This window comes from Streptomyces sp. DS1-CR2 (genome assembly GCF_055760475.1).
Genome location: NZ_CM147085.1, coordinates 3,457,930 through 3,479,672, shown reverse-complemented (window position 1 = coordinate 3,479,672; position 21,743 = coordinate 3,457,930). Strand labels below are relative to the sequence as shown.

15 protein-coding genes are annotated in these 21,743 nt (G+C 71.7%); 10 read left to right on the top strand and 5 right to left on the bottom strand.

All coding sequences use genetic code 11. The features are described 5' to 3' along the window. Nucleotide 1 precedes the first annotated feature (1 nt). The 3 genes from ACY0PA_RS16990 to ACY0PA_RS16980 are packed head-to-tail and all read right to left on the bottom strand — an operon-like array spanning nucleotide 2 to nucleotide 4,605. Complete coding sequence (locus tag ACY0PA_RS16990; RefSeq protein WP_473085413.1) at nucleotides 2-1,006, bottom strand: hydroxymethylglutaryl-CoA lyase; 1,005 nt, start codon at nucleotides 1,004-1,006, stop codon at nucleotides 2-4. Beyond that, entirely contained in the window at nucleotides 1,003-2,967 is a 1,965-nt protein-coding gene (locus ACY0PA_RS16985; protein WP_473085412.1) for an acetyl/propionyl/methylcrotonyl-CoA carboxylase subunit alpha, read from the bottom strand. The genes ACY0PA_RS16990 and ACY0PA_RS16985 overlap by 4 nt, the downstream gene beginning before the upstream one ends. Nucleotides 2,968-2,982: 15 nt before the next feature. Continuing rightward, the gene (locus ACY0PA_RS16980) at nucleotides 2,983-4,605 is read right to left on the bottom strand and encodes a carboxyl transferase domain-containing protein (RefSeq protein ID WP_473085411.1); all 1,623 of its coding nucleotides are present in this window, start codon (nucleotides 4,603-4,605) and stop codon (nucleotides 2,983-2,985) included. Nucleotides 4,606-4,716: 111 nt separating this feature from the next. Here ACY0PA_RS16980 and ACY0PA_RS16975 point away from each other — a divergent pair, with 111 nt between their 5' ends. From ACY0PA_RS16975 to ACY0PA_RS16960, 4 genes are all read left to right on the top strand, one after another. Continuing rightward, nucleotides 4,717-5,304: an SACE_7040 family transcriptional regulator gene (locus tag ACY0PA_RS16975; RefSeq protein WP_473085410.1), complete on the top strand. Its 588-nt coding sequence runs from the start codon at nucleotides 4,717-4,719 to the stop codon at nucleotides 5,302-5,304. Between the two features lie 122 nt (nucleotides 5,305-5,426). Then, nucleotides 5,427-6,584: an acyl-CoA dehydrogenase family protein gene (locus ACY0PA_RS16970; RefSeq protein WP_473085409.1), complete on the top strand. Its 1,158-nt coding sequence runs from the start codon at nucleotides 5,427-5,429 to the stop codon at nucleotides 6,582-6,584. 36 nt (nucleotides 6,585-6,620) lie between these two features. Further along, on the top strand, nucleotides 6,621-7,502 hold the full coding sequence (locus ACY0PA_RS16965; protein WP_473085408.1) for an acyl-CoA thioesterase: 882 nt from the start codon (nucleotides 6,621-6,623) through the stop codon (nucleotides 7,500-7,502). A gap of 47 nt (nucleotides 7,503-7,549) precedes the next feature. Then, nucleotides 7,550-8,548, top strand: a complete 999-nt coding sequence (locus tag ACY0PA_RS16960; RefSeq protein ID WP_473085407.1) for a cation diffusion facilitator family transporter — start codon at nucleotides 7,550-7,552, stop codon at nucleotides 8,546-8,548. A gap of 38 nt (nucleotides 8,549-8,586) precedes the next feature. Here ACY0PA_RS16960 and ACY0PA_RS16955 read toward each other — a convergent pair whose 3' ends face one another. Both ACY0PA_RS16955 and ACY0PA_RS16950 read right to left on the bottom strand, forming a co-directional pair. Beyond that, entirely contained in the window at nucleotides 8,587-9,378 is a 792-nt protein-coding gene (locus ACY0PA_RS16955; protein WP_473085406.1) for a phosphatase, read from the bottom strand. A 62-nt stretch (nucleotides 9,379-9,440) separates the two neighbouring features. Continuing rightward, entirely contained in the window at nucleotides 9,441-10,949 is a 1,509-nt protein-coding gene (locus ACY0PA_RS16950; RefSeq protein WP_473085405.1) for a PucR family transcriptional regulator ligand-binding domain-containing protein, read from the bottom strand. 188 nt (nucleotides 10,950-11,137) lie between these two features. On the opposite strand from ACY0PA_RS16950, the gene ACY0PA_RS16945 reads away from it, so the two are divergent. The 6 genes from ACY0PA_RS16945 to ACY0PA_RS16920 all read left to right on the top strand — a co-directional run bounded on the left by ACY0PA_RS16945 (nucleotide 11,138) and on the right by ACY0PA_RS16920 (nucleotide 21,686). Then, a complete protein-coding gene (locus ACY0PA_RS16945; RefSeq protein ID WP_473085404.1) occupies nucleotides 11,138-12,616 on the top strand; it encodes a sodium:solute symporter family protein in 1,479 nt (492 codons plus the stop codon). Nucleotides 12,617-12,687: 71 nt separating this feature from the next. Then, on the top strand, nucleotides 12,688-13,659 hold the full coding sequence (speB, locus tag ACY0PA_RS16940) for an agmatinase (protein WP_473085403.1): 972 nt from the start codon (nucleotides 12,688-12,690) through the stop codon (nucleotides 13,657-13,659). Nucleotides 13,660-13,796: 137 nt separating this feature from the next. After that, complete coding sequence (locus tag ACY0PA_RS16935) at nucleotides 13,797-15,476, top strand: thiamine pyrophosphate-binding protein (RefSeq protein ID WP_473085402.1); 1,680 nt, start codon at nucleotides 13,797-13,799, stop codon at nucleotides 15,474-15,476. A gap of 205 nt (nucleotides 15,477-15,681) precedes the next feature. Further along, nucleotides 15,682-16,368 carry a DUF6445 family protein gene (locus tag ACY0PA_RS16930; RefSeq protein ID WP_473085401.1) on the top strand — a complete coding sequence of 229 codons (687 nt, stop codon included), beginning with the start codon at nucleotides 15,682-15,684 and terminating at the stop codon, nucleotides 16,366-16,368. 473 nt (nucleotides 16,369-16,841) lie between these two features. Further along, nucleotides 16,842-17,765: a serine hydrolase gene (locus ACY0PA_RS16925; protein ID WP_473085400.1), complete on the top strand. Its 924-nt coding sequence runs from the start codon at nucleotides 16,842-16,844 to the stop codon at nucleotides 17,763-17,765. Nucleotides 17,766-17,948: 183 nt separating this feature from the next. Continuing rightward, complete coding sequence (locus ACY0PA_RS16920; protein WP_473085399.1) at nucleotides 17,949-21,686, top strand: ABC transporter ATP-binding protein; 3,738 nt, start codon at nucleotides 17,949-17,951, stop codon at nucleotides 21,684-21,686. Nucleotides 21,687-21,743 lie beyond the last annotated feature (57 nt).

The following is a 21,743-nucleotide window of genomic DNA, read 5'->3' as shown; positions in this document are numbered from 1 at the left end:
TTCACTGCTCCTGTAGGGGCTGTGCCGTTTTCACGAGGGCGCGGACGGTACGGGACGGACTGGGCCGGCCCAGCTGTTCGGCCATCCACGCGCTGGTGGCGGTGAGACGGCCGAGGTCGACCCCGGTCTCGATACCGAGGCCCTGAAGCATCCACACGAGGTCTTCGGTGGCGAGATTTCCGGTGGCGCTCTTCGCGTACGGACAGCCGCCGAGGCCGCCCGCGGAGGCGTCCACGGTGGTCACTCCGTGCTGGAGCGCCGCGAGGGTGTTGGACAGGGCCTGGCCGTACGTGTCGTGGAAGTGCACGCCGATCGCGTTGGTCGGCACGCCCTCCTCGTTGAGCTCGGCCAGGAGCGTCTGGACGTGGCCCGGCGTCGCTACGCCGATCGTGTCGCCGAGACTCAGCTCGTCGCACCCCATGTCCATCAGGGCCTTGGCGACCCGGACGACCTGGTGGACCGGGACGGCGCCCTCCCAGGGGTCCCCGAAGCACATGGAGAGATAGCCGCGCACATGCGCCCGGCCCTCCTTGGCGCGGGCCACGACCGGCTCGAACATGGCGAGCGCCTCGTCCACCGTCCGGTTCAGATTGGCCTTGGCGAACGACTCCGTGGCGCTGGCGAACACGGCTACGCGGCGGGCCCCGAGCGCGAGGGCCCGGTCCAGACCCCGCTCGTTCGGCACGAGGACGGGCAGGTGCGGGCGGGGCGCGCCGCCGAAGTTCCGGAGCATCGGGAACAGGGCTTCCGCGTCCGCCAGTTGGGGCACCCACTTGGGGTGCACGAAGCTGGTGGCCTCGATGGTGGTCAGGCCCGCGGCCGCGAGGCGGTGCACGAACTCCGCCTTCACCTCCGTGGGAACGGTCGCCTTCTCGTTCTGCAGTCCGTCGCGCGCGCCGACCTCGTGGATCCGCACGCGCGCGGGCAGATCCTGCGAGGGCACGACCATGGGCAGGGTGGTGGGCGCGGGGGAGGTGGGGGATGAGGGGGATGCGGGGGTGCTCATGTCGTCGTCTCCTCGTGCGGTGTGACGACCGCGAGGATCTGCTCCATCGCGACGGTCGTGCCCGGTGTGACGTCCAGCTCGGCCACGGTGCCGGCGTGCGGGGCGGAGATGACGTGCTCCATCTTCATCGCCTCGACCACCAACAGGCTCTGGCCGGCGACCACTTCGTCCCCTACGGCCACCTTGACGACGGTGACCGTGCCGGGCATCGGGGCGGTGAGGGAGTCGGCGCCACCGTGCGCGGCGCCGGTCAGCGAGGCCGCCACCGGGTCGAAGTCCTGCACGTGCCAGGCGTCGCCGTCCCGGCCCAGCCAGTCGCCGGAGCGGTGGAAGGTGTGGGTGAGGCCGTCGAGGTGGACGGTGACGCTGTCGGCGCCGACCGTGCCCGTGCCCCGCGCCCGGTGAGTGACGGGCTCAAGTCCCGGGACTCGCAGATGGAGGTCGAGGGGTGCCGGTTCGCCTCCCAGGCGCCATCCGCTGGGGACGGAGAAGGGGTCCGTCCAGCCGCCTCCCGAAGGGGCGAGGCGTGCCGCGCGAACCGCGGCCGCCGCCTCGTACACCTCCGGAGGTACCTCCCCGGAGACCAGTCCGTCGGCCTCCCGCTCCACGAGTCCGGTGTCCAGCTCGCCCGCCACCACCGCCGGGTGCGCGAGCAGCCGCCGCAGGAACCCGGCGTTCGTCGGCACGCCCAGCGTGACCGTCTCCGCGAGGGCGGCGCGCAGCTTGCGCAGGGCGGTCGCCCGGTCCGGGCCGTACGCGATGACCTTCGACAGCATCGGGTCGTACAGGCTCCCGACCTCCGTGCCCTCGCTGAGCCCCGAGTCGGTGCGCACCCCGTCGCCCTGCGGCTCGCGCAGCGAGAGAACCGTGCCGCCCGACGGCAGGAAGCCGCGCGAACCCTCCTTGACGGACACAGTCTCGGCGCAGATCCGCGCCTCGACCGCGTGCCCGGTCAGCTCGATGTCGCCTTGCGCGTAGGGCAGTTGCTCACCGGCGGCGACCCGCAGCTGCCACTCCACCAGGTCGACGCCGGTGATCAGCTCCGTGACCGGGTGCTCCACCTGGAGGCGGGTGTTCATCTCCATGAAGTAGTACGAGGACGGGTCGTTGCCCGGCACGATGAACTCCACCGTGCCCGCGCCGCGGTACCCGCACGAGCGGGCCGCCTGCACCGCTGCCTCGCCCATCGCCGCGCGCGTCGCCTCGTCGAGCAGGACGCTCGGCGCCTCCTCGATGATCTTCTGGTGGCGGCGCTGGAGGGAGCACTCGCGCTCGCCCAGGTGGATCACGTGCCCGTGGCCGTCGGCCAGGACCTGGATCTCGATGTGCCGGGGGCGGTCGACCCAGCGCTCCACGAGGAGCGTGTCGTCGCCGAAGGAGGCGCGGGCCTCGCGGCGTGCGGCCGCGATCTCGTCGCCGAGCAGCACCTCGTCACGGACCAGGCGCATACCCTTGCCGCCGCCGCCCGCGGACGGCTTGAGCAGTACGGGCATGCCGATCTCCCGCGCTGCGTCGGCCAGTTGGGCATCGGTCAGGCCGCTGCCGGACGAGCCGGGCACGACCGGGACCCCGGCCGCCCGCACGGTCTCCTTGGCGCGGATCTTGTCGCCCATGAGGGAGATCGCGTCGGCGGAGGGGCCGATGAAGACGAGGCCCGCGTCGGCGCAGGCCCGTGCGAAGGCGGCGTTCTCCGCCAGGAATCCGTAGCCCGGGTGGACGGCCTGCGCGCCCGTGCGCGCCGCCGCTTCGAGGAGCCGGTCCACGCGGAGATAGCTCTCGCCCGCGGGCGGCGGCCCGATGCGGACCGCCGTGTCGGCCTCGCGCACATGGCGGGCGTCGGCGTCCGCGTCGCTGTACACGGCCACCGAGCGGATGCCGAGCGCCCGCAGCGTACGGATGACGCGGACGGCGATCTCGCCGCGGTTGGCCACAAGAACGGTGTCGAACATGCTCGTGCTCATTGGGGTTCCCTCCCCTCACATCCGGAAGACGCCGAAGCCGCCGGACTTCTCCGGCAGCGGCGCGTGGGCACAGGCGGTCAGGGCGAGGCCGAGGACCTGCCGGGTCTCCAGCGGGTCGATCACGCCGTCGTCCCAGAGCCGGGCCGTCGCGTAGTAGGCGTTCCCCTGGTGCTCGTACTGGGCGCGGATCGGCGCCTTGAAGGCGTCCTCGTCCTCGGGGGGCCACGCCTCGCCGCGTGCCTCCAGCTGGTCGCGCTTGACGGTCGCGAGGACGGAGGCGGCCTGCTCGCCGCCCATCACGGAGATCTTGGCGTTGGGCCACATCCACAGGAAGCGTGGCGAGTAGGCCCGGCCGCACATCGAGTAGTTGCCCGCCCCGTACGACCCGCCGACGACGACGGTCAGCTTCGGCACGCGGGTGCTGGCGACGGCCGTGACCATCTTGGCGCCGTGCTTGGCGATCCCGCCCGCCTCGTAGTCCCGCCCCACCATGAAGCCCGAGATGTTCTGCAGGAACACCAGCGGGATGCCACGCTGGTCGCACAGCTCGATGAAGTGCGCGCCCTTCTGGGCGGACTCGGAGAACAGGATGCCGTTGTTCGCGACGATCCCGACCGGGTGGCCGTGGATGCGGGCGAAGCCGGTGACGAGGGTCTGCCCGAACTCCGCCTTGAACTCGGCGAAGCGCGAGCCGTCCACCACACGCGCGATGACCTCCCGCACGTCGTACGGGGTGCGGGAGTCGACCGGCACCGCGCCGTAGAGCCCCGCCGGGGCGACCTTCGGCTCGATCGCCGGGGTGACCGACCAGGGCAGCTCGCCGCGCTCCGGGAGCGTCGAGACGATCGTCCGCACGATCCGCAGCGCGTGCGCGTCGTCCTCCGCGAGATGGTCCGTGACGCCCGAGACCCGGGAGTGCACCTCGCCGCCGCCCAGCTCCTCGGCGGTGACGACCTCGCCGGTGGCGGCCTTCACCAGGGGCGGGCCGCCCAGGAAGATCGTGCCCTGATTGCGCACGATCACGGCCTCGTCGCTCATCGCCGGGACGTACGCCCCGCCCGCCGTGCACGAGCCGAGGACCGCGGCGATCTGGGGGATGCCGGCGCCCGACATCCGCGCCTGGTTGTAGAAGATCCGCCCGAAGTGCTCGCGGTCGGGGAAGACCTCGTCCTGCATCGGCAGGAAGGCGCCGCCCGAGTCCACCAGGTAGACGCACGGCAGCCTGTTCTCCAGGGCCACCTCCTGGGCGCGCAGGTGCTTCTTCACCGTCATCGGGTAGTACGTGCCGCCCTTGACCGTCGCGTCATTGGCGACGATCACGCACGCGCGGCCGCTGACCCGCCCGATCCCGGCGATCACCCCGGCGGCCGGGGCCTGGTCCCCGTACATCCCGTCGGCCGCCAGCGGGGCCAGCTCCAGGAACGGGGAGCCCGGGTCGAGCAGGGTGTCCACGCGGTCGCGCGGCAGCAGCTTGCCGCGCGCGGTGTGCCGGGCGCGGGCCCGCTCGCCGCCGCCGAGCCGGGCCGCGGCCAGCTTGCCGCGCAGCTCGTCGGCCAGCGCCTCGTGCGCCGCCTCGTTGGCCTTCCAGGCCTCCGACGCGGGATCCGCCGCGCTCGTCAGCTCCGGTGCCTCCTGCATCGCGCAGTCCCCTCATTCGGCTCGCGTCGTTGGGCTCCCGCTCGGTTAATGAGCGTTAACGCGTTTCCCTCAGGTTAACGACCGCTAACGTCGCTGTCTAGAATTACTTTCATGGCCACCAGAACCGACGCCCCCACCCGCCGCGAGCAGATCCTCAAGGAGGCCGCGCGGCTCTTCGCCGAGCGCGGGTTCCACGGAGTCGGCGTCGACGAGATAGGCGCCGCGGTCGGCATCAGCGGCCCCGGGCTCTACCGGCACTTCGCGGGCAAGGACGCGATGCTCGCCGAGCTGCTCGTCGGCATCAGCGGACGGCTCCTGACCGGCGGCAAGCGCCGGCTCGCCGAGTCCGACGGCGGCGACCCCGAGGCGCTGCTGGACTCCCTCATCGAGGGGCACATCGACTTCGCCCTCGACGACCGCCCCTTGATCACCCTGCACGACCGTGAGCTGGACCGCCTGCGCGACAGCGACCGCAAGCTGGTGCGCCAGCTCCAGCGCCAGTACGTCGAGCTGTGGGTCGAGGCGGTGCGCGAGGTCTATCCGGGCCTGGTCGAGCAGCCCGCGCGGGCCGCCGTGCACGCCGTCTTCGGCCTGCTCAACTCGACCCCGCACCTCGGCAGGTCCGGCGGACTGCCCGGCCGCGAGGCGACGGCCGCGCTGCTGCACCGCATGGCGCGCGGGGCGTTCGAGGCGGCCTGAGACAGGCCCTGGGTGCTGTCCGGAGCGTGACGTGCGTCTCTGGACGCTCCAGAAACTGGCGGGTAACCTAAGCTGAGCAAGCGCTTAGTCGTGCAGTGATGCCGTTTCCGAAGGAGCAGGTCGTGCGCCGTACCGTTTACAACGAGGACCACGAGGCGTTCCGGGACACCATCCGCGCCTTCATCGAGGCCGAGGTCGTCCCCGTCTACGACGAGTGGTTCGCGGCCGGGCAGGCCCCGCGCGACTTCTACTACAAGCTCGCCGAGCTGGGCGTCTTCGGCATCCGCGTGCCCGAGGAGTTCGGCGGCGCCGGCATCGACTCGTACAAGTTCGAGGCCGTGATGTACGAGGAGACCGCGCGCGCGGGTGTCCAGTTCGGCGGCTCCGGTGTGCACGTGCTGCTCGGCCTGCCGTACATCAAGATGCTCGCCACCGACGAGCAGAAGAAGCGCTTCCTGCCGAAGTTCGTCTCCGGCGAGGAGATGTGGGCCCTCGCGATGACCGAGCCGGGCACCGGCTCCGACCTCGCGGGCATGAAGACCACCGCCAAGCTCTCCGAGGACGGCACGCACTACGTCCTCAACGGCGCCAAGACCTTCATCACCGGCGGCGTCCACGCCGACAAGGTGATCGTCTGCGCCCGCACCGACGCGCCCACCGCCGAGGACCGCCGCCACGGCATCTCCCTCTTCGCGGTGGACACCAAGTCCGAGGGCTACTCGATAGGCCGCAAGCTCGACAAGCTCGGCCTGAAGACCTCCGACACCGCCGAGCTGGCGTTCGTCGACGTGAAGGTCCCTGTCGAGGACCTCCTCGGCGAGGAGAACAAGGGCTTCTACTACCTCGGCCACAACCTCGCCTCCGAGCGCTGGGGCATCGCCTTCGGCGCCTACGCGCAGGCCAAGGCCGCCGTCCGGTTCGCCAAGGAGTACGTCCAGGAGCGCGCCGTCTTCGGCAAGCCCGTCGCGTCCTTCCAGAACACCAAGTTCGAACTGGCCGCCTGCCAGGCCGAGGTGGACGCCGCCGAGGCCGTCGCCGACCGCGCCCTCGAGGCCCTCGACGCGGGCGAGCTGACCCCCGCCGAGGCCGCCAGCGCCAAGCTGTTCTGCACCGAGGTCGCGCACCGCGTCATCGACCGCTGCCTCCAGCTGCACGGCGGCTACGGCTTCATGAACGAGTACCCGATCGCCCGCCTGTACGCGGACAACCGCGTCAACCGCATCTACGGCGGCACCAGCGAGATCATGAAGACGATCATCGCGAAGGACATGGGCCTGTAACCCGCCCACCCCTCCGCATTCTGTAGAACTGGCTGTATGAATCAGGCACTGGAGTCCCTGCTCGATCTGCTCGACCTCGAGCAGATCGAGCAGGACATCTTCCGCGGGCAGTCCCGCTCCGCCGTCGTCCCCCGGGTCTTCGGCGGACAGGTGGCGGCCCAGGCGCTCGTCGCCGCCGGGCGCACCGTCCCCGGCGACCGGCACGCCCACTCGCTGCACGCGTACTTCCTCGTGGCCGGCGACCCGGGCGCGCCCATCGTCTACACCGTCGACCGGATCCGCGACGGGCGCTCCTTCACCACGCGCCGCGTCGTCGCCGTCCAGCACGGGCAGCCGATCTTCCATCTCTCGGCGTCCTTCCAGACGTACGAGGAGGGCCTGGAGCACCAGGCGGCCATGCCGCCCGCGCCCGACCCGGAGACGCTGCCCACCGCCGCCGAGATGCTGCCGCGCTACGCCGACGCGTTCGTCGAGCCCGGCGTCGCCGAGCGGCTCCTCGAAGCGCGCGAGGCCGTCGACCTGCGGTACGTGGACGCGCCGCCGTTCGCCAGCGTCGGCACCCCGCAGAAGCCGCGCTCGCAGGTCTGGTTCCGTACGAACGGCAAGCTCGACGGCGTCATCGACGAGCCGCTGCTGCACGTCTGCCTCGCCACGTACGTCTCCGACATGACGCTCCTGGACTCCGTGCTGCTCGCGCACGGGCGCGGGGGATGGGCCGTGGGCGACGTGGTCGGCGCCTCGCTCGACCACGCGATGTGGTTCCACCGGCCGTTCCGCGCGGACGAATGGCTCCTGTACGACCAGGAGTCGCCGTCGGCCTCGGGCGGGCGCGGCCTCGGCCAGGCCCGCATCTACACCCGCGACGGACAGCTCGCCATCTCCGTGATCCAGGAGGGCGTCGTCCGCGTCCCACGGTGACCGCGACTCGTTCGCGGCGCGCGGGAATCGGACATACCGTCACGTGCATGGGCACGAGCGCTGAGCAGAGTGGGACGGCCGGGGACATGGAGGACAACGGCGGGGGCGGGAGCGTCGCCACCGTCCTCGTCGCGGCCGCGGCCAACCTCGGGATCGCCCTCGCCAAAGCCGTCGCAGGCATCATCAGCGGGTCGAGCGCCATGCTCTCGGAGGCCGCCCACTCGGTCGCCGACACGGTCACCGAGGTGCTGCTGCTCACCGCGCTCAAGCGCAGCGAGAAGCCCGCGGACGAGGAACACCCCCTCGGCTACGGGCCCGAACGGTACATCTGGGCCATGCTCGCCGCCGTCGCCACCTTCGTCGGCGGCGCCGTCTTCGCGATCTACGACGGCATCCACACCCTGATCGCCGGCGAGGAGCTCGGCAACCCGCTCATCTCGTACATCGTCCTCGCCGTCGCCTTCCTCCTGGAGGGCTTCTCGCTGCGTACGGGCGTCAAGCAGGTCCGGGGCGAGGCCGAGCGCATGGGGGCGCCCGTGGGCCGGTATCTGCAGCGCACCCCCGACACCGCCGTCAAGGCCGTCGTCATGGAGGACTCGGCCGCCCTCGTCGGCCTGGTCCTCGCCGCGGGCGGACTGCTCGGCGGTCAGCTCACCGGCTCCGGCGTCTGGGACGCCATCGCCTCCCTGTGCATCGGCGCCCTGCTCCTGTACGTCGCCTGGGTCCTCGGACGGTCCAACGCCGAACTCCTCATCGGGCGCCCGCTGCCCAAGCCGGTCCGAGGGGAGATCCGCGAAATCCTCGCAGGCGTCGAGCACATCGAGGCCGTACTCGAACTGACCACCCTCGTCCAGGGGCCTCGCGAGGCGCTCGTCGCGGCGAAGGTCGACCTGCGCGACACCTCCACCGCCGCACAGATCGAGTGGGCCTGCGAGGAGGCGGCCCGCCGGCTGCGCGAGCGGTTCCCGCACGTGACCCGGGTCTACCTCGACCCGACGCCCGGCTTCGCGCAGCGGCGCGAGGAGGGGCTCAACCCGTGGGGCTAGAGCCCGACTTTGAACCCCCGCCAGGCGCGGGTTCAAAGTCAGGCGCTCAGGCCCGCCGCGTCGAGGAGATACGCCGTCATGGGGTCGTAGTGGCGCGGGCTCGTGACGTGGTCGTCGAGCGGCACCGTCACCTGAAGGGTGCCCTCCGCCTCGCCGATGAACAGCGCCGGGTCGTTGCAGTCCGCGTAACCGATGGAGTCGATCCCGCGCTGCCCCGCGCAGCCCGCCCAGCCGTGGTCGGCGACGACCAGGTTCGGCAGGGCGCGCTCCTCGCGCTCCAGGCCGTCGAGGATCCGCGCCATGGGGTCCGGGGAATGCGTGTGCCACAGCGTCGCGCCACGCTCCAGCATCGCCACGTCCGCGAACTGGAAGACCATGCCCTCGTCCGTGGAAAGGCCCTCGGGGATCACGACGATCTCGCAGCCCGCCGCGCGCAGCGCCGCGGCCGTCGCACGGTGGACGTCGAGAAGGCCGCCCGGGTGCCCGGTCGCGAACAGGACGCGCTCCTTGCCGGCCGCCGCCTTGCGCAGCCGGGCGCCCATGCGCTCCAAGGCGTCGACCGTGAGCTGCGGGTCGATGGTGTCCTGGCCGAAGCGGTACTCGGGATCGTCGTTCACGCCGCAGCGCTCCGCCATCACCGCGAGGACGTCCTGCTCGTCGGTCCAGCGGTCGCCGAGCTCCAGGCCGAGCCAGTAGTGGCGGTCGCCGTTCGCGAGCCTGCGGTAGTGGGAGAGGTTGTTGTCGCGGGGTGTGGCCACGTCGCCCGCGATGCGCGTGCGGATCAGATGGTCGACGAGCGCGGCGCGGCTGGGGGTCCCGGGTATCGGCATGCACCCCATTGTGCCGTCGGGCGCTGTGACGGGCCCCGACGTCCCGGGGGGTGGGACGGGCGTCACTCTGCGTGGCGCAGAGCGAACCACAGCTCCATGCGCACGTCGGGGTCGTCCAGGTCGGTGTCCAGGAGCGTCGCGCACTTCGCGATGCGCTGGCGCACGGTGTTGCGGTGGACGGCGAGCGCGGTGGCCGTACGGTCCCAACTCCCGTGCAGGGAAAGCCAGGTACGCAGCGTCTCGGTCAGCGCGGGCGTGGGGGAGATCGGGGCGAGGAGCGTCCGGGCGTGGGCCGTCGCCTCTCCGGGGTCGAGGAGCGAGGCGAGTCCCCGCGCGCCCGCGTGGTGGTGGACGAGCGGGGCATGGGTCGCCCTCGCCCGGGTCAGGGCGCGGGACGCCTGCGCGTCGGCCGCCGCCAGGTCCTCCGGGGGAGCCGCGCCGCTCACCCCCATCACCCAGCCCTCCTGGGCGATGACCTCCTGGTCCGCGGGGAGCAGGGCGCGTACGAGGGAGTCGGTGGTGTCGACCAGGGGCGTGCCGAGGGAGACGGGCGGCGGGGACGGACGGTCCGGCGCGGCGTGGACCACCCGCCAGGTGCCGTCGCCGAGCAGCGCCGCGACGCCGGCCGGCTCCTCGCCGAGCAGGAGCCGGACCAGGGCCGCCGAGCGCGCGGCCTCGGCCGTCGTCTGGTGTTCGCCCGTGAGCAGGGAGAGCAGGACCACCGCGACCCCCGCGATCGTGTGGTCGCCGGGGTCGCGCCGCCCGACCGCCGTCCCCAGCGCGTAACCCTGGCCGCCGCCCAGCGCGTACGCCGCCAGATGCGCGCCGCCCACCGTGTCCGCCGCCGACGTGGGCGCGGGGAAGAGGCGCGTCTCGCCGGGGCGCACGATCCGCATCAGCTGGGCCATCGCCGCGCTCACCCCGGCCGCCGGCTCGGGGCCCGCCCGGCCGACCTCCGAGCCGTCCGGCGCGGTGAGCACCGCCCAGCCGCCGGTGCGCTGCGCCAGCTGCCGCAGCACCGCGGGCACCGGGTAGGGGCGCGCCGCCGCCGTGGCGAGGCCCTGCTGCGCCTCGCTCACCCTGCGCAGTTCAGCGTGGCGCGCCTGGGCCATCAGCTGCCACACCGCGCGCGTCACCCCGCTGAACGTGGAGTGCGGCGGCACCTCGAGGAGCGGCAGCCCGTGCCGCTCACAGGCCTCGACCAGGGCGCGCGGCACCGTGTCGTGCACCGGCGCGACACCGAAGGCGAGCGCCGCGCCGCCCGCCGCGACGATCCGCGCCACATAGTCGTCGTAATAGGGACCCGTGCCCGCCGACTCCGTCGCGTGCACCCCGGCGGTCAGCAGCAGCTCACCGCCGAGCAGGTACGGGTACGGGTCGGCCATCTCGGACGTGTGCGCCCAGTGGATCACCGTGTCGGGGCCGACGGGCGGGCCCGCGATCTGGCGCAGGCCCAGGTCCTCGCGGGCGAGCAGCGCGGTGAGCGGCACCGGCGGGGTGGGCGGGACGGCCGGTGCGGCAGGCCCGGAGGGTACTGACGGGCCCGTCGCCGGCCGGGTTGCGTCCGGCATGGTGGATGTTTTCTCCATCCAGTCGCGTGAGGGTGGATAAAAAGTACACTTCAGCGTTGCTTTCAGGCCACCTAAGGTCGAGCCGACCGCAGGCCTCGGGTACGGGCGGATGTCCCCACGGCCGGTCACCCCGCTCTCTCCCCCATCTGCACGACACGCCACTGAGGTGCGCGAAGGAGGACTGCCACATGGCCGTCGACTACACAGTGATCGTCGTCTATCTCGTCGGCATGCTCGCCATGGGCTGGTGGGGCATGCGCCGCGCCAAGTCCAAGAGCGAGTTCCTCGTGGCGGGCCGCAGGCTCGGCCCGACGATGTACTCCGGCACCATGGCCGCGATCGTCCTCGGCGGCGCCTCCACCATCGGCGGCGTGGGCCTCGGCTACCAGTACGGCCTGTCCGGCGCGTGGATGGTCTTCACCATCGGCCTCGGCCTGCTGGCGCTGTCCGTGTTCTTCTCCGCGCGCATCGCCCGCCTGAAGGTCTACACCGTCTCCGAGATGCTCGACCTGCGCTACGGCGGCCGGTCCGGGCTCATCTCCGGCGTCGTGATGTGGGCGTACACGCTGATGCTCGCCGTCACCTCGACCATCGCCTACGCCACGATCTTCGACGTGCTCTTCGACATGAACCGCACCATCGCGATCATCCTCGGCGGCTCGATCGTCGTCGCGTACTCGACGCTCGGCGGCATGTGGTCCATCACCCTCACCGACATGGTGCAGTTCGTGGTGAAGACCATCGGCGTGCTGCTCCTGCTGCTGCCGATCGCCGTCATCAAGGCCGGCGGCTTCAGCGAGATGAAGGCCAAGCTGCCCACCGAGTACTTCGACCCGCTGGGCATCGGCGGCGAGACGATCTTCACGTACGTGCTGATCTACACGTTCGGCATGCTGATCGGCCAGGACATCTGGCAGCGCGTGTTCACCGCCCGCAGCGACAAGGTCGCCCGCGTCGGCGGCACCGTCGCCGGCACCTACTGCCTGGTCTACGCCGTCGCCGGCGCCGTCATCGGCACCGCCGCGAAGGTCATGTACCCGAAGCTGCCCAGCGCCGACGCCGCGTTCGCGACCATCGTCAAGGACGAGCTCCCCATCGGTGTGCGCGGCCTGGTGCTCGCCGCCGCGCTCGCCGCCGTCATGTCGACCTCGTCCGGCGCGCTGATCGCCTGCGCGACCGTCGCCAACAACGACATCTGGTCGCGGCTGCGGGGCGCCGTCAAGCCCTCCGGCGGCGACAAGGACGAGCCCCACGACGAGGTGAAGGGCAACCGCCTCTTCATCCTGATCATGGGCGTCGCGGTGATCTGCATCGCCATCGCGCTCAACAACGTCGTCGAGGCCCTGACCGTCGCCTACAACCTGCTCGTCGCCGGGCTCCTCGTGCCGATCCTCGGCGGCCTGTTGTGGAAGCGCGGCACCGTCACCGGCGCCCTCGCCGCCGTCACCGTCGGCGGACTCTCCGTCATCGGCCTGATGTGGGGGTACGGAATCCTCGCCAACGAGCCCGTCTACTACGGCCTCCTGCTCTCCCTCGTCGCCTACGTCATCGTCTCGCTCGCCACCAAGCCGACCGACGCCGCGGTGCTCGCCACCTGGCGCGAGCGGCTCGCCGGGCGCGAGGCCGAGGCGGAGACGGACGCGGAGCCGGCCACCGCCACTCAGTAAAGTCGCACAGCGCGCATAGCCCCGCCTAGGGCTACGCAGCGCCAAGAAGCGTAGGAAAGAAGGCAATTCGCATGAGCAGCAACGAGACGCCCCGCGGTCCGGTCGACTCCTCCCGCGTCCCGCGGTACGCCGGTCCCGCCACCTTCGCCCGGCTGCCCCGCCTCGACGAGGTGGGCACCACGGACGTGGCCGTCGTCGGCGTGCCCTTCGACACGGGCGTCTCGTACCGGCCGGGCGCCCGCTTCGGCGGCAACGCGATCCGCGAGGCGTCCCGTCTCCTTCGCCCCTACAACCCGGCGCAGGACGCCTCCCCGTTCGCCCTCGCGCAGGTCGCGGACGCCGGTGACATCGCGGCCAACCCGTTCAACATCAACGAGGCCGTCGAGACGATCGAGGCCGCGGCCGACGACCTCCTCGGCACCGGCGCCCGCATGATGACGCTCGGCGGCGACCACACGATCGCGCTGCCGCTCCTTCGCTCGGTCGCCAAGAAGCACGGCCCGGTCGCGCTGCTCCACTTCGACGCGCACCTCGACACGTGGGACACGTACTTCGGCGCCGAGTACACGCACGGCACGCCGTTCCGCCGGGCGGTGGAGGAGGGCATCCTCGACACCTCCGCCCTCTCCCACGTCGGTACGCGCGGTCCGCTCTACGGCAAGCAGGACCTGACCGACGACGAGAAGATGGGCTTCGGCATCGTCACCTCGGCGGACATCTACCGCCGCGGCGCCGACGAGGTCGCCGACCAGCTGCGCCAGCGCATCGGCGACCGCCCGCTGTACATCTCCATCGACATCGACTGCCTCGACCCGGCGCACGCGCCCGGCACCGGTACCCCCGAGGCCGGCGGCATGACCTCGCGCGAGCTCCTGGAGATCCTGCGCGGACTGTCGTCCTGCAACCTCGTCTCCGCCGACGTCGTCGAGGTCGCCCCCGCCTACGACCACGCGGAGATCACGGCCGTCGCCGCCTCGCACACCGCGTACGAGCTGACGACGATCATGTCCCGCCAGATCGCGCAGAGCCGCGCGGCGAAGTAGTCCCCGCCGGGTTGCGGGCAGTCGTTCCTCTGGGGGTCCCCCCAGGTCCTTCAGACACTGGGGGAGGAACGGGTGGGCGCAACCCGGCCACCGGGCCGCACCCGACCGACCACGCCACGCCACGCCCCGAGGGACCCATGACCCACGACCACGACCTGGAACTGCTGCCCACCGAGGCGCAGACCGCAGCCGCGCTGAACCCGCCGCCCGGCCGCAACGGCGGCGACCTCGTCGTCGAGACCCTGCACGGCCTCGGCGCGGCCACCGTCTTCGGGCTCCCCGGCCAGCACGCGCTCGGCATGTTCGACGCGCTGCGCCGCTCGGACCTGCGGTACGTGGGCCTGCGCGTGGAGAACAACGCGGGCTTCGCGGCCGACGCCTACGGGCGCGTGACCGGTGAGGTCGCGCCCCTCCTGCTCTCCACCGGACCCGGCGCGCTGATGTCGCTCGCCGCGCTCCAGGAGGCGGCGGCCGCGTCGGCGCCGGTCCTGGCCATCGGCAGCCAGATCCCGGTCGCCGGGCTCGGCGGCGGACGCCACGGCTATCTGCACGAACTCCGCGACCAGCAGGCCTCGTTCCGGGACGTGGTCAAGTCCGTCCACACCGTGCGGACGCAGTCGCAGATCCCCTCCGCGATCGCCGCCGCCTGGGAGTCCGCCCTCACCGCGCCGCACGGCCCGGTCTGGGTGGAGATCCCCCAGGACGTACTCCTCGCGGCGACCACCCTTCCGGTCGTCACGGCGATGGACGCGACCCCGCGCGACCTGGTGCCCCGCCCCGAACTGACCGCCGTGGCAGCCGACTTGCTGTCGCGCGCCGAACGTCCCGTGATCATCGCGGGCGGCGGCGTCGTACGGTCGGACGCGAGCGGCAAGCTGGTCACGCTCGCGGAGAAGATCAACGCCCCGGTCGTCACGACCTTCGGCGGCAAGGGCGCGTTCCCCTGGGAGCACCCGCTCTCGCTCCAGTCCTGGATGGAGGACCGCCACACGACGGACCTCCTGGAAGACGCGGACGTCCTGCTGGTCATCGGCTCGGGCCTGGGCGAACTCTCTTCCAATTACCACACGTTCGCGCCGCGCGGCCGGGTGATCCAGATCGAGGCGGACGCCGGAAAGCTGGAGTCCAACCACCCGGCGCTCGGCATCCACGCGGACGCGCGCCTCGCGCTGTCGGCGCTCCTGGAGACGGTCGCGGAACGCCCGGACGCGTCGGCGCCCGAACGGGTCGCGAGCCTCCTGGCGGCGGTCCGCGAACGCCTCGACGGCCAGGACCTGTCCTTCGAACGCGAGATCCTGGGTTCTGTGAGGGCGGCCCTTCCGGCCTCCTCCCCGTCCTTCTGGGACATGACGATCCTGGCGTACTGGGCCTGGTCGGCGTGGCCGGGCGCGCTGCACTCGGCACAGGGCGCGGGCGGCCTCGGCTACGGCTTCCCGGCCGCGCTCGGCGCCGCAGCGGCCGACCCGTCGAAGCCGGTCCTCGGGGTATCGGGCGACGGCGGCGCGATGTACTCGATCGCGGAACTGGCCACGGCGAAGCAGTACAACCTGCCGGTGACCTGGCTGATCGTGGACGACGGCGGCTACGGCATCCTGCGCGAGTACATGACGGACGCGTTCGGCGAAGCAACGGCGACGGAGCTCGCCCGCCCGGACTTCGTGGCCCTGGCGGAGTCGTTCGGGGTACGTGGCGTCCGGACGTCGCCGGAGACACTGCAGGACGACCTGGCCAAGGCCCTCGCGGAACCGGGCCCGTCGGTCGTGGTGCTCCCGGCGATCCTGAAGATGTTCGCGCCTACGCATCTGGGCGGGGCCTGAGCCGGCCGGCGCGGGCGCAAGGAAATCCTCTGCGCCCGCCGAGGCCCTGGCACGATCCTCGGCTCGTCTGTGTCGGCTGTTCCCCGACCCGGGTCGGATTTCAGGCAGAAGGTGCGCGCTGCCGCCCCTGGGTCCCGGCAGACCTTGGCGGAAGTTTGACCTGCGCATGATCCTTCCGGGGCATGTCCGCTCCTAGGTTCTGGGCATGCCGCAGCGCCCGCCCCGTAAGCCGGGGCTCCCGACACTTCCGTACCGCAAGCCCACGCCCGGCCGGGACTATTGGGTGTTGGACGACGTGCTTCCGGACCCCGACGCGGTCCGTGAGCGCTGCCTGACCACAGACGACTGGACGCAGGGTTATCCGCATCGGCCCGAGACCTGGCCGGGGCTGCGTACGAAGCCGGGACTGGAGCCCGGGGAGCTGGCTCAGGTGGAGAGGCTGGTCAGGAAGGCGACCGGTGCGCGCAGGATAGGGGCGCCGGCCTCTGCCCTGGGCGGAGCCACCGACCACAACTGCATCCAGGTGGTCGGCGAGGGAGAGTCCGAGCCGCGGCCGCACACGGACTCGCGGGCCGTGTGCCGGTACGCGGCGGTGCTCTACCTCACCCCCACCGCACCCAAGAACTGCGGCACCGGCTTCTACCGCCAGCGCCTGCCCGGCGGCATGCTCGGCGGCAACACGGTGGCGGCTCCGCACAACAGCCTCGTGGACGCATTGGGGACGCGTTTCGTCCCGCCGGACTCATTCATCGAAGACGTCGCCGTCCCGTACCGCTACAACCGCCTGCTCCTCTACACCGCCAACACCATCCACAGCGCCACCGGCTACTGCGGAACCACTCTGCAGGACAAGCGGATGACGGCGGTCTTCTTCTGGATGGCCGAGCGCTAGTGGCACCTGCTAGTGGCACCTGATCTGGACTGAACGCGGTCAGCAGGCCGCCGGCATCGGGGAGTTCGCCGGCTGCGCGGCTCCTGGAATGCGGGCCTCGCCGTGCGCTCCGGGCGGGTGGGCGGCGCCACCGGCGTCAGGCTGGCCACCTCACCCGGCGACGCGGATGGGCGAGTTGGCCCAAGTCTGCCAATTGGTCTCGGTGGGCGGCTGTTTGCCACTCCGTCGTATGTCCTGCGGAGCGGATCGCTACACAGCGATGTCCATGCAGGTCGACCTGCCCTCAGACATGGAAGACCCCCGCGACCGTCCCTGCGAGGCGGACGACGACACCGGCACCGCGGACTGATCCGCAGCACCGCCTGAGATGCCGACGGGAGTGTTGCGATGCGTACAACCCTTCGCCCCCGCCCAAGAGTCATGTGAGGCGAGTGCGCTGGAGGCGTGCTCGTTCCGTTCCAGGGGGGAATCACATGACTCACCGAATATCCCTGCGCACCCGCGTGTTCCCGGCGGTCATCGCCGCCGGCGTGCTCGTGCCGGTCGTCGCGGGTGCCGCGCCCGCGTCCGCCGCGACCCCGCCGCAGGTCACCTGTACCTCGGACAAGGCCGACCTCGCCGCGAAGCTTCAGCAGGACATCACCGCCGCCCTCGCGAGCCGTAAGGGCACCGTCGCCGTCGGGCTCCACGACCGGACCACGAACACCACGTGTTCGCTTCGGGCCACGTCCTCGTACGACTCCGCCAGTGTCGTGAAGGTGACCGTTCTCGCCACGCTGCTCTGGGACGCCAAGAAGACCAACCGGTATCTGACGACGCGCGAGGCGAACCTCGCCACCGCCATGATCACCAAGTCGGACAACGCGGCCACCACATCGCTGTGGAAGCAGCTCGGCACGACCAAGGTGAAGGGCTTCCTCCAGGCCGCCGGGATGACGCGGACCGTGCCGGGGTCCGGCGGGTACTGGGGGCTGACCCAGATCAACGTCCAGGACGAGCAGAAGCTGCTCTCGCTGGTCACCGCCAAGAACTCCGTCCTCAGTGACAACTCCCGCGCCTACATCCTCAAGCTCATGGGGAAGGTCGTGTCCTCGCAGCGGTGGGGGACCCCGGCAGGCGCGCCCTCGTCCGTCGCCGTGCACGTCAAGAACGGCTGGCTGGAGCGCTCCACGTACGGCTGGCGCGTGCACAGCATCGGGGCCTTTCAGGGCGCCGGGCACGACTACACCATTTCGGTTCTGACGCACGGGAACAGCACTATGAGTTACGGCGTGGACACGATTCAGGGTGTCGCACGGGTCATCCACAAGGACCTGACGCCGACTGCGCCCGCGGCGTCCCGGTACACCCCGACCAGTTCGCCCAAGGAGGCGTTCGTCGCCGTACCGCAGAAGTGACCGCATAACTGACCGGCAGGGACACCGCGGACCTGACCGGCGGACGGGGCCGGCCGAGGACCAAAGGACCGGGGGAACTCCGTCCTTGGTCCCGGTCTGCTCCCCGATGTGTTGCGGCGGGATGAAATCCGCCGTTCTCCGCGTTGGGCCTCTCGGCAGGTCAGGACAACAGGAGGCGGACACGTGGCGGAGCAACGGGGCTGGGGTCGGCGTCTCGCCGGGTACGCGTGGCGGTACCCGAAGGACGTCGTGCTCGCGCTCGGCGCGTCCCTGGGCGGCATGGCCGTCATGGCGCTGGTGCCCCTGATCACCAAGGTGATCATCGACGACGTGGTCCAGGACCACACCCGCTCCATGGGCCCGTGGGCGGGCGCCCTGATCGGCGCCGCCCTCGTCGTCTATGTCTTCACCTACATCCGCCGCTACTACGGCGGCCGCCTCGCACTCGACGTCCAGCACGACCTGCGCAACGAGATGTACGGAACGATCACCCGGCTCGACGGCCGGCGCCAGGACGACCTGTCCACCGGCCAGGTAGTCGGGCGCGCGACCAGCGACCTCCAGCTCATCCAGGGCCTGCTCTTCATGCTCCCGATGACCATCGGGAACGTCCTGCTCTTCCTGATCTCCCTCGGGATCATGGCGTGGCTGTCCCTGCCGCTCACCCTCGTCGCTCTCGCCGTCGCCCCCGCCCTCTGGTTCATCGCCAAGCGCAGCCGCTCCCGCCTCCACCCCGCCACCTGGTACGCGCAGGCGCAGGCCGCCGCCGTCGCCGGGGTCGTGGACGGGGCCGTCTCCGGCGTGCGCGTAGTGAAGGGCTTCGGGCAGGAGGACCAGGAGACCGGGAAGCTCAGGGAGGTCGGGCGGCGGCTGTTCGCCGGGCGCCTGCGCACCATCCGCCTGAACTCCAAGTTCACCCCCGCGCTCCAGGCCGTGCCGGCCCTCGGCCAGGTCGCGATGCTCGCCCTCGGCGGCTGGCTCGCGGTCCGCGGCCAGATCACGCTCGGCACGTTCGTCGCGTTCTCCAGCTACCTCGCCCAGCTCGTCGGCCCGGTCCGCATGCTCGCCATGGTCCTGACCGTCGGCCAGCAGGCCCGCGCCGGCGTCGAGCGCGTCCTCGAACTGATCGACACGGAGCCGGTCATCGAGGACGGCAAGAAGGAACTGCCCGCCGACGCCCCCGCGACCGTCGAGTTCGACGATGTCTCCTTCTCCTACGAAGGTGCCGACCGGGCCGTCCTGGGCGGGCTCTCCTTCGAGATCCCGGCCGGCCAGACGCTCGCCGTCGTAGGCTCCTCCGGCTCCGGCAAGTCCACCGTCTCGCTGCTCCTGCCGCGCTTCTACGACGTCACGCACGGCGCCGTCCTCGTCGGCGGCCACGACGTGCGCGAACTGACCCTCGACTCGCTGCGGGCCGCCATCGGTCTCGTGCCCGAGGACTCCTTCCTCTTCTCCGACACCATCCGCGCGAACATCGCGTACGGCACCCCGGACGCGACCGACGAGCAGATCGAGACGGCGGCCCGCGCCGCCCAGGCCGACCGCTTCATCGCCGAGCTCCCCGACGGCTACGACACGACCGTCGGCGAGCACGGCCTCACGCTCTCCGGCGGCCAGCGCCAGCGCATCGCGCTCGCCCGCGCCATCCTCACCGACCCCCGCCTCCTCGTCCTCGACGACGCCACGTCCGCCGTCGACGCCCGCGTCGAGCACGAGATCCACGAAGCCCTCAAGCAGGTGATGGCCGGCCGCACCACCCTCCTCATCGCCCACCGCCGCTCCACCCTCGGCCTCGCCGACCGCATCGCCGTCCTCGACGGCGGGCGCCTCGCCGCGGTCGGCACCCACGAGGAGCTGGAGGCCGGATCGGCCCTCTACCGGCGCCTGCTCACCGACCCCGACGAGCTCGGCGGGGTCTCACCGGGCCACGTCGCGCCCGCGCTCCCCGACGAGGACACCTCCGTACGCGACGAGCTGGACGCCGAGTTCGACGCCGAGCGCGGGATCACGCCCACCCTGTGGACGGGCGACCGAGAGCCGAAGGACACCGCGCTCTCCGGGATGCCCGCGACGCCCGAACTGCTCGCCCAGGTCGACGCCCTGCCCGCCGCGACCGACGTCCCGGACATCGACGAGGCGCGCGCGGTGACGCCCGAGGAGTCGTACGGGCTGCGCCGCCTGCTGCGCGGATTCGGCGCGCCCCTGCTGATCAGCCTCGCCCTCGTCGCCCTCGACGCCGGCATGGGCCTGCTGCTCCCCGTACTGATCCGGCACGGCATCGACCAGGGTGTCTCGCAGCTGGCGCTCGGCGCCGTGTGGGCGGCCGCCGCGCTCGGCCTCGTCACCGTCCTCGTCCAGTGGTGCGCGCAGATCGGCGAGACCCGCATGACGGGACGCACCGGTGAGCGGGTCCTCTACTCGCTCCGGCTGAAGATCTTCTCCCAGCTCCAGCGGCTCGGACTCGACTACTACGAGCGGGAGTTGACCGGGCGCATCATGACCCGCATGACGACCGACGTGGACGCCCTGTCGACGTTCCTCCAGACCGGCCTGGTCACCGCCTTCGTCTCCGTCGTCACCTTCTTCGGCATCATGGGCGCCCTCCTCGTCATCGACGTCCAGCTCGCCCTGGTCGTCTTCGCGACGCTCCCGCCGCTGATCGTCGGCACGTTCTTCTTCCGCCGCGCCAGCGTCAAGGCGTACGAACTCGCCCGCGAGCGCGTCTCGGTGGTCAACGCCGACCTCCAGGAGTCCGTCGCCGGGCTGCGTATCGTGCAGGCGTTCCGGCGCGAGCGTTCGGGCGCCGCACGGTTCGCCGAGCGCAGCGGCGCCTACCGCAGCGCCCGTATCCGCGGCCAGTGGCTGATCTCGGTGTACTTCCCGTTCGTTCAGTTGCTGTCGTCCGTCGCCGCCGCCGCGGTCCTGATGGTGGGCGCGGGCCGGGTCGAGGCGGGCACCCTGACGACCGGTGCGCTCGTCGCGTACCTCCTCTACATCGACTTGTTCTTCGCGCCCGTGCAGCAGCTCTCCCAGGTGTTCGACGGCTACCAGCAGGCCACCGTCTCGCTCGGCCGCATCCAGGAGCTGCTCCAGGAGCCGACGTCCACGAAGGACGCCGACGAACCCCTCGACGTCCTCTCCCTGCGCGGCGACATCGCCTTCGAGGACGTGGACTTCGCGTACGGGGCCGCCGACGGCTCCGAGGCGGCACTCAGCGACGTGGCCCTGCGCATCCCCGCCGGGCAGACCGTCGCCTTCGTCGGCGAGACCGGCGCGGGCAAGTCGACCCTCGTCAAGCTCGTCGCCCGCTTCTACGACCCGACGGGGGGCCGCGTCACCGTCGACGGCACCGACCTGCGCGACCTCGACCTGACGAGCTACCGCCACCGCCTCGGCGTCGTGCCGCAGGAGGCATACCTGTTCCAGGGCACCGTGCGTGACGCCATCGCCTACGGACGCCCCGACGCGACCGACGCCCAGGTGGAGGCGGCGGCCCGCGCGGTCGGCGCGCACGAGATGATCGCCACCCTTGAGGGCGGCTACCTCCACGAGGTCGCCGAGCGCGGCCGCAACCTGTCGGCAGGGCAGCGGCAGCTGATCGCCCTGGCCCGCGCCGAGCTCGTCGACCCCGACATCCTGCTGCTCGACGAGGCGACCGCCGCGCTCGACCTCGCCACGGAGGCCCAGGTCAACCAGGCCACGGACCGCGTAGCGGGCAAGCGCACCACCCTCGTCGTCGCGCACCGGCTCACCACCGCGGCCCGCGCCGACCGGGTCGTCGTGATGGCGGACGGGCGCGTCGCGGAGGACGGCACGCACACCGAGCTCCTCGCACTCGGCGGACGGTACGCCGAGCTGTGGCGGACCTTCGCCGGCGAGCCCGAGCCCGAGCCCGAGGCCGGGATCAGCTCTTCGCTGTGACGGGGGACCGGTGCAACCACCGGCCCTGTGTGCTGCGTCCGTTCATCAGTACGCTGT

What these genes read in the sequence shown, in the direction of transcription:
- ACY0PA_RS16950 (WP_473085405.1), bottom strand. Translation starts at nt 10,949, where the DNA reads ATGCCGGACGCAACCCGGCCGGCGACGGGCCCGTCAGTACCCTCCGGG.
- ACY0PA_RS16930 (WP_473085401.1), top strand. Translation starts at nt 15,682, where the DNA reads ATGCCGCAGCGCCCGCCCCGTAAGCCGGGGCTCCCGACACTTCCGTAC.
- ACY0PA_RS16985 (WP_473085412.1), bottom strand. Translation starts at nt 2,967, where the DNA reads ATGAGCACGAGCATGTTCGACACCGTTCTTGTGGCCAACCGCGGCGAG.
- ACY0PA_RS16955 (WP_473085406.1), bottom strand. Translation starts at nt 9,378, where the DNA reads ATGCCGATACCCGGGACCCCCAGCCGCGCCGCGCTCGTCGACCATCTG.
- ACY0PA_RS16980 (WP_473085411.1), bottom strand. Translation starts at nt 4,605, where the DNA reads ATGCAGGAGGCACCGGAGCTGACGAGCGCGGCGGATCCCGCGTCGGAG.
- speB (WP_473085403.1), top strand. Translation starts at nt 12,688, where the DNA reads ATGAGCAGCAACGAGACGCCCCGCGGTCCGGTCGACTCCTCCCGCGTC.
- ACY0PA_RS16960 (WP_473085407.1), top strand. Translation starts at nt 7,550, where the DNA reads ATGGGCACGAGCGCTGAGCAGAGTGGGACGGCCGGGGACATGGAGGAC.
- ACY0PA_RS16925 (WP_473085400.1), top strand. Translation starts at nt 16,842, where the DNA reads ATGACTCACCGAATATCCCTGCGCACCCGCGTGTTCCCGGCGGTCATC.
- ACY0PA_RS16975 (WP_473085410.1), top strand. Translation starts at nt 4,717, where the DNA reads ATGGCCACCAGAACCGACGCCCCCACCCGCCGCGAGCAGATCCTCAAG.
- ACY0PA_RS16945 (WP_473085404.1), top strand. Translation starts at nt 11,138, where the DNA reads ATGGCCGTCGACTACACAGTGATCGTCGTCTATCTCGTCGGCATGCTC.
- ACY0PA_RS16990 (WP_473085413.1), bottom strand. Translation starts at nt 1,006, where the DNA reads ATGAGCACCCCCGCATCCCCCTCATCCCCCACCTCCCCCGCGCCCACC.
- ACY0PA_RS16935 (WP_473085402.1), top strand. Translation starts at nt 13,797, where the DNA reads ATGACCCACGACCACGACCTGGAACTGCTGCCCACCGAGGCGCAGACC.
- ACY0PA_RS16965 (WP_473085408.1), top strand. Translation starts at nt 6,621, where the DNA reads ATGAATCAGGCACTGGAGTCCCTGCTCGATCTGCTCGACCTCGAGCAG.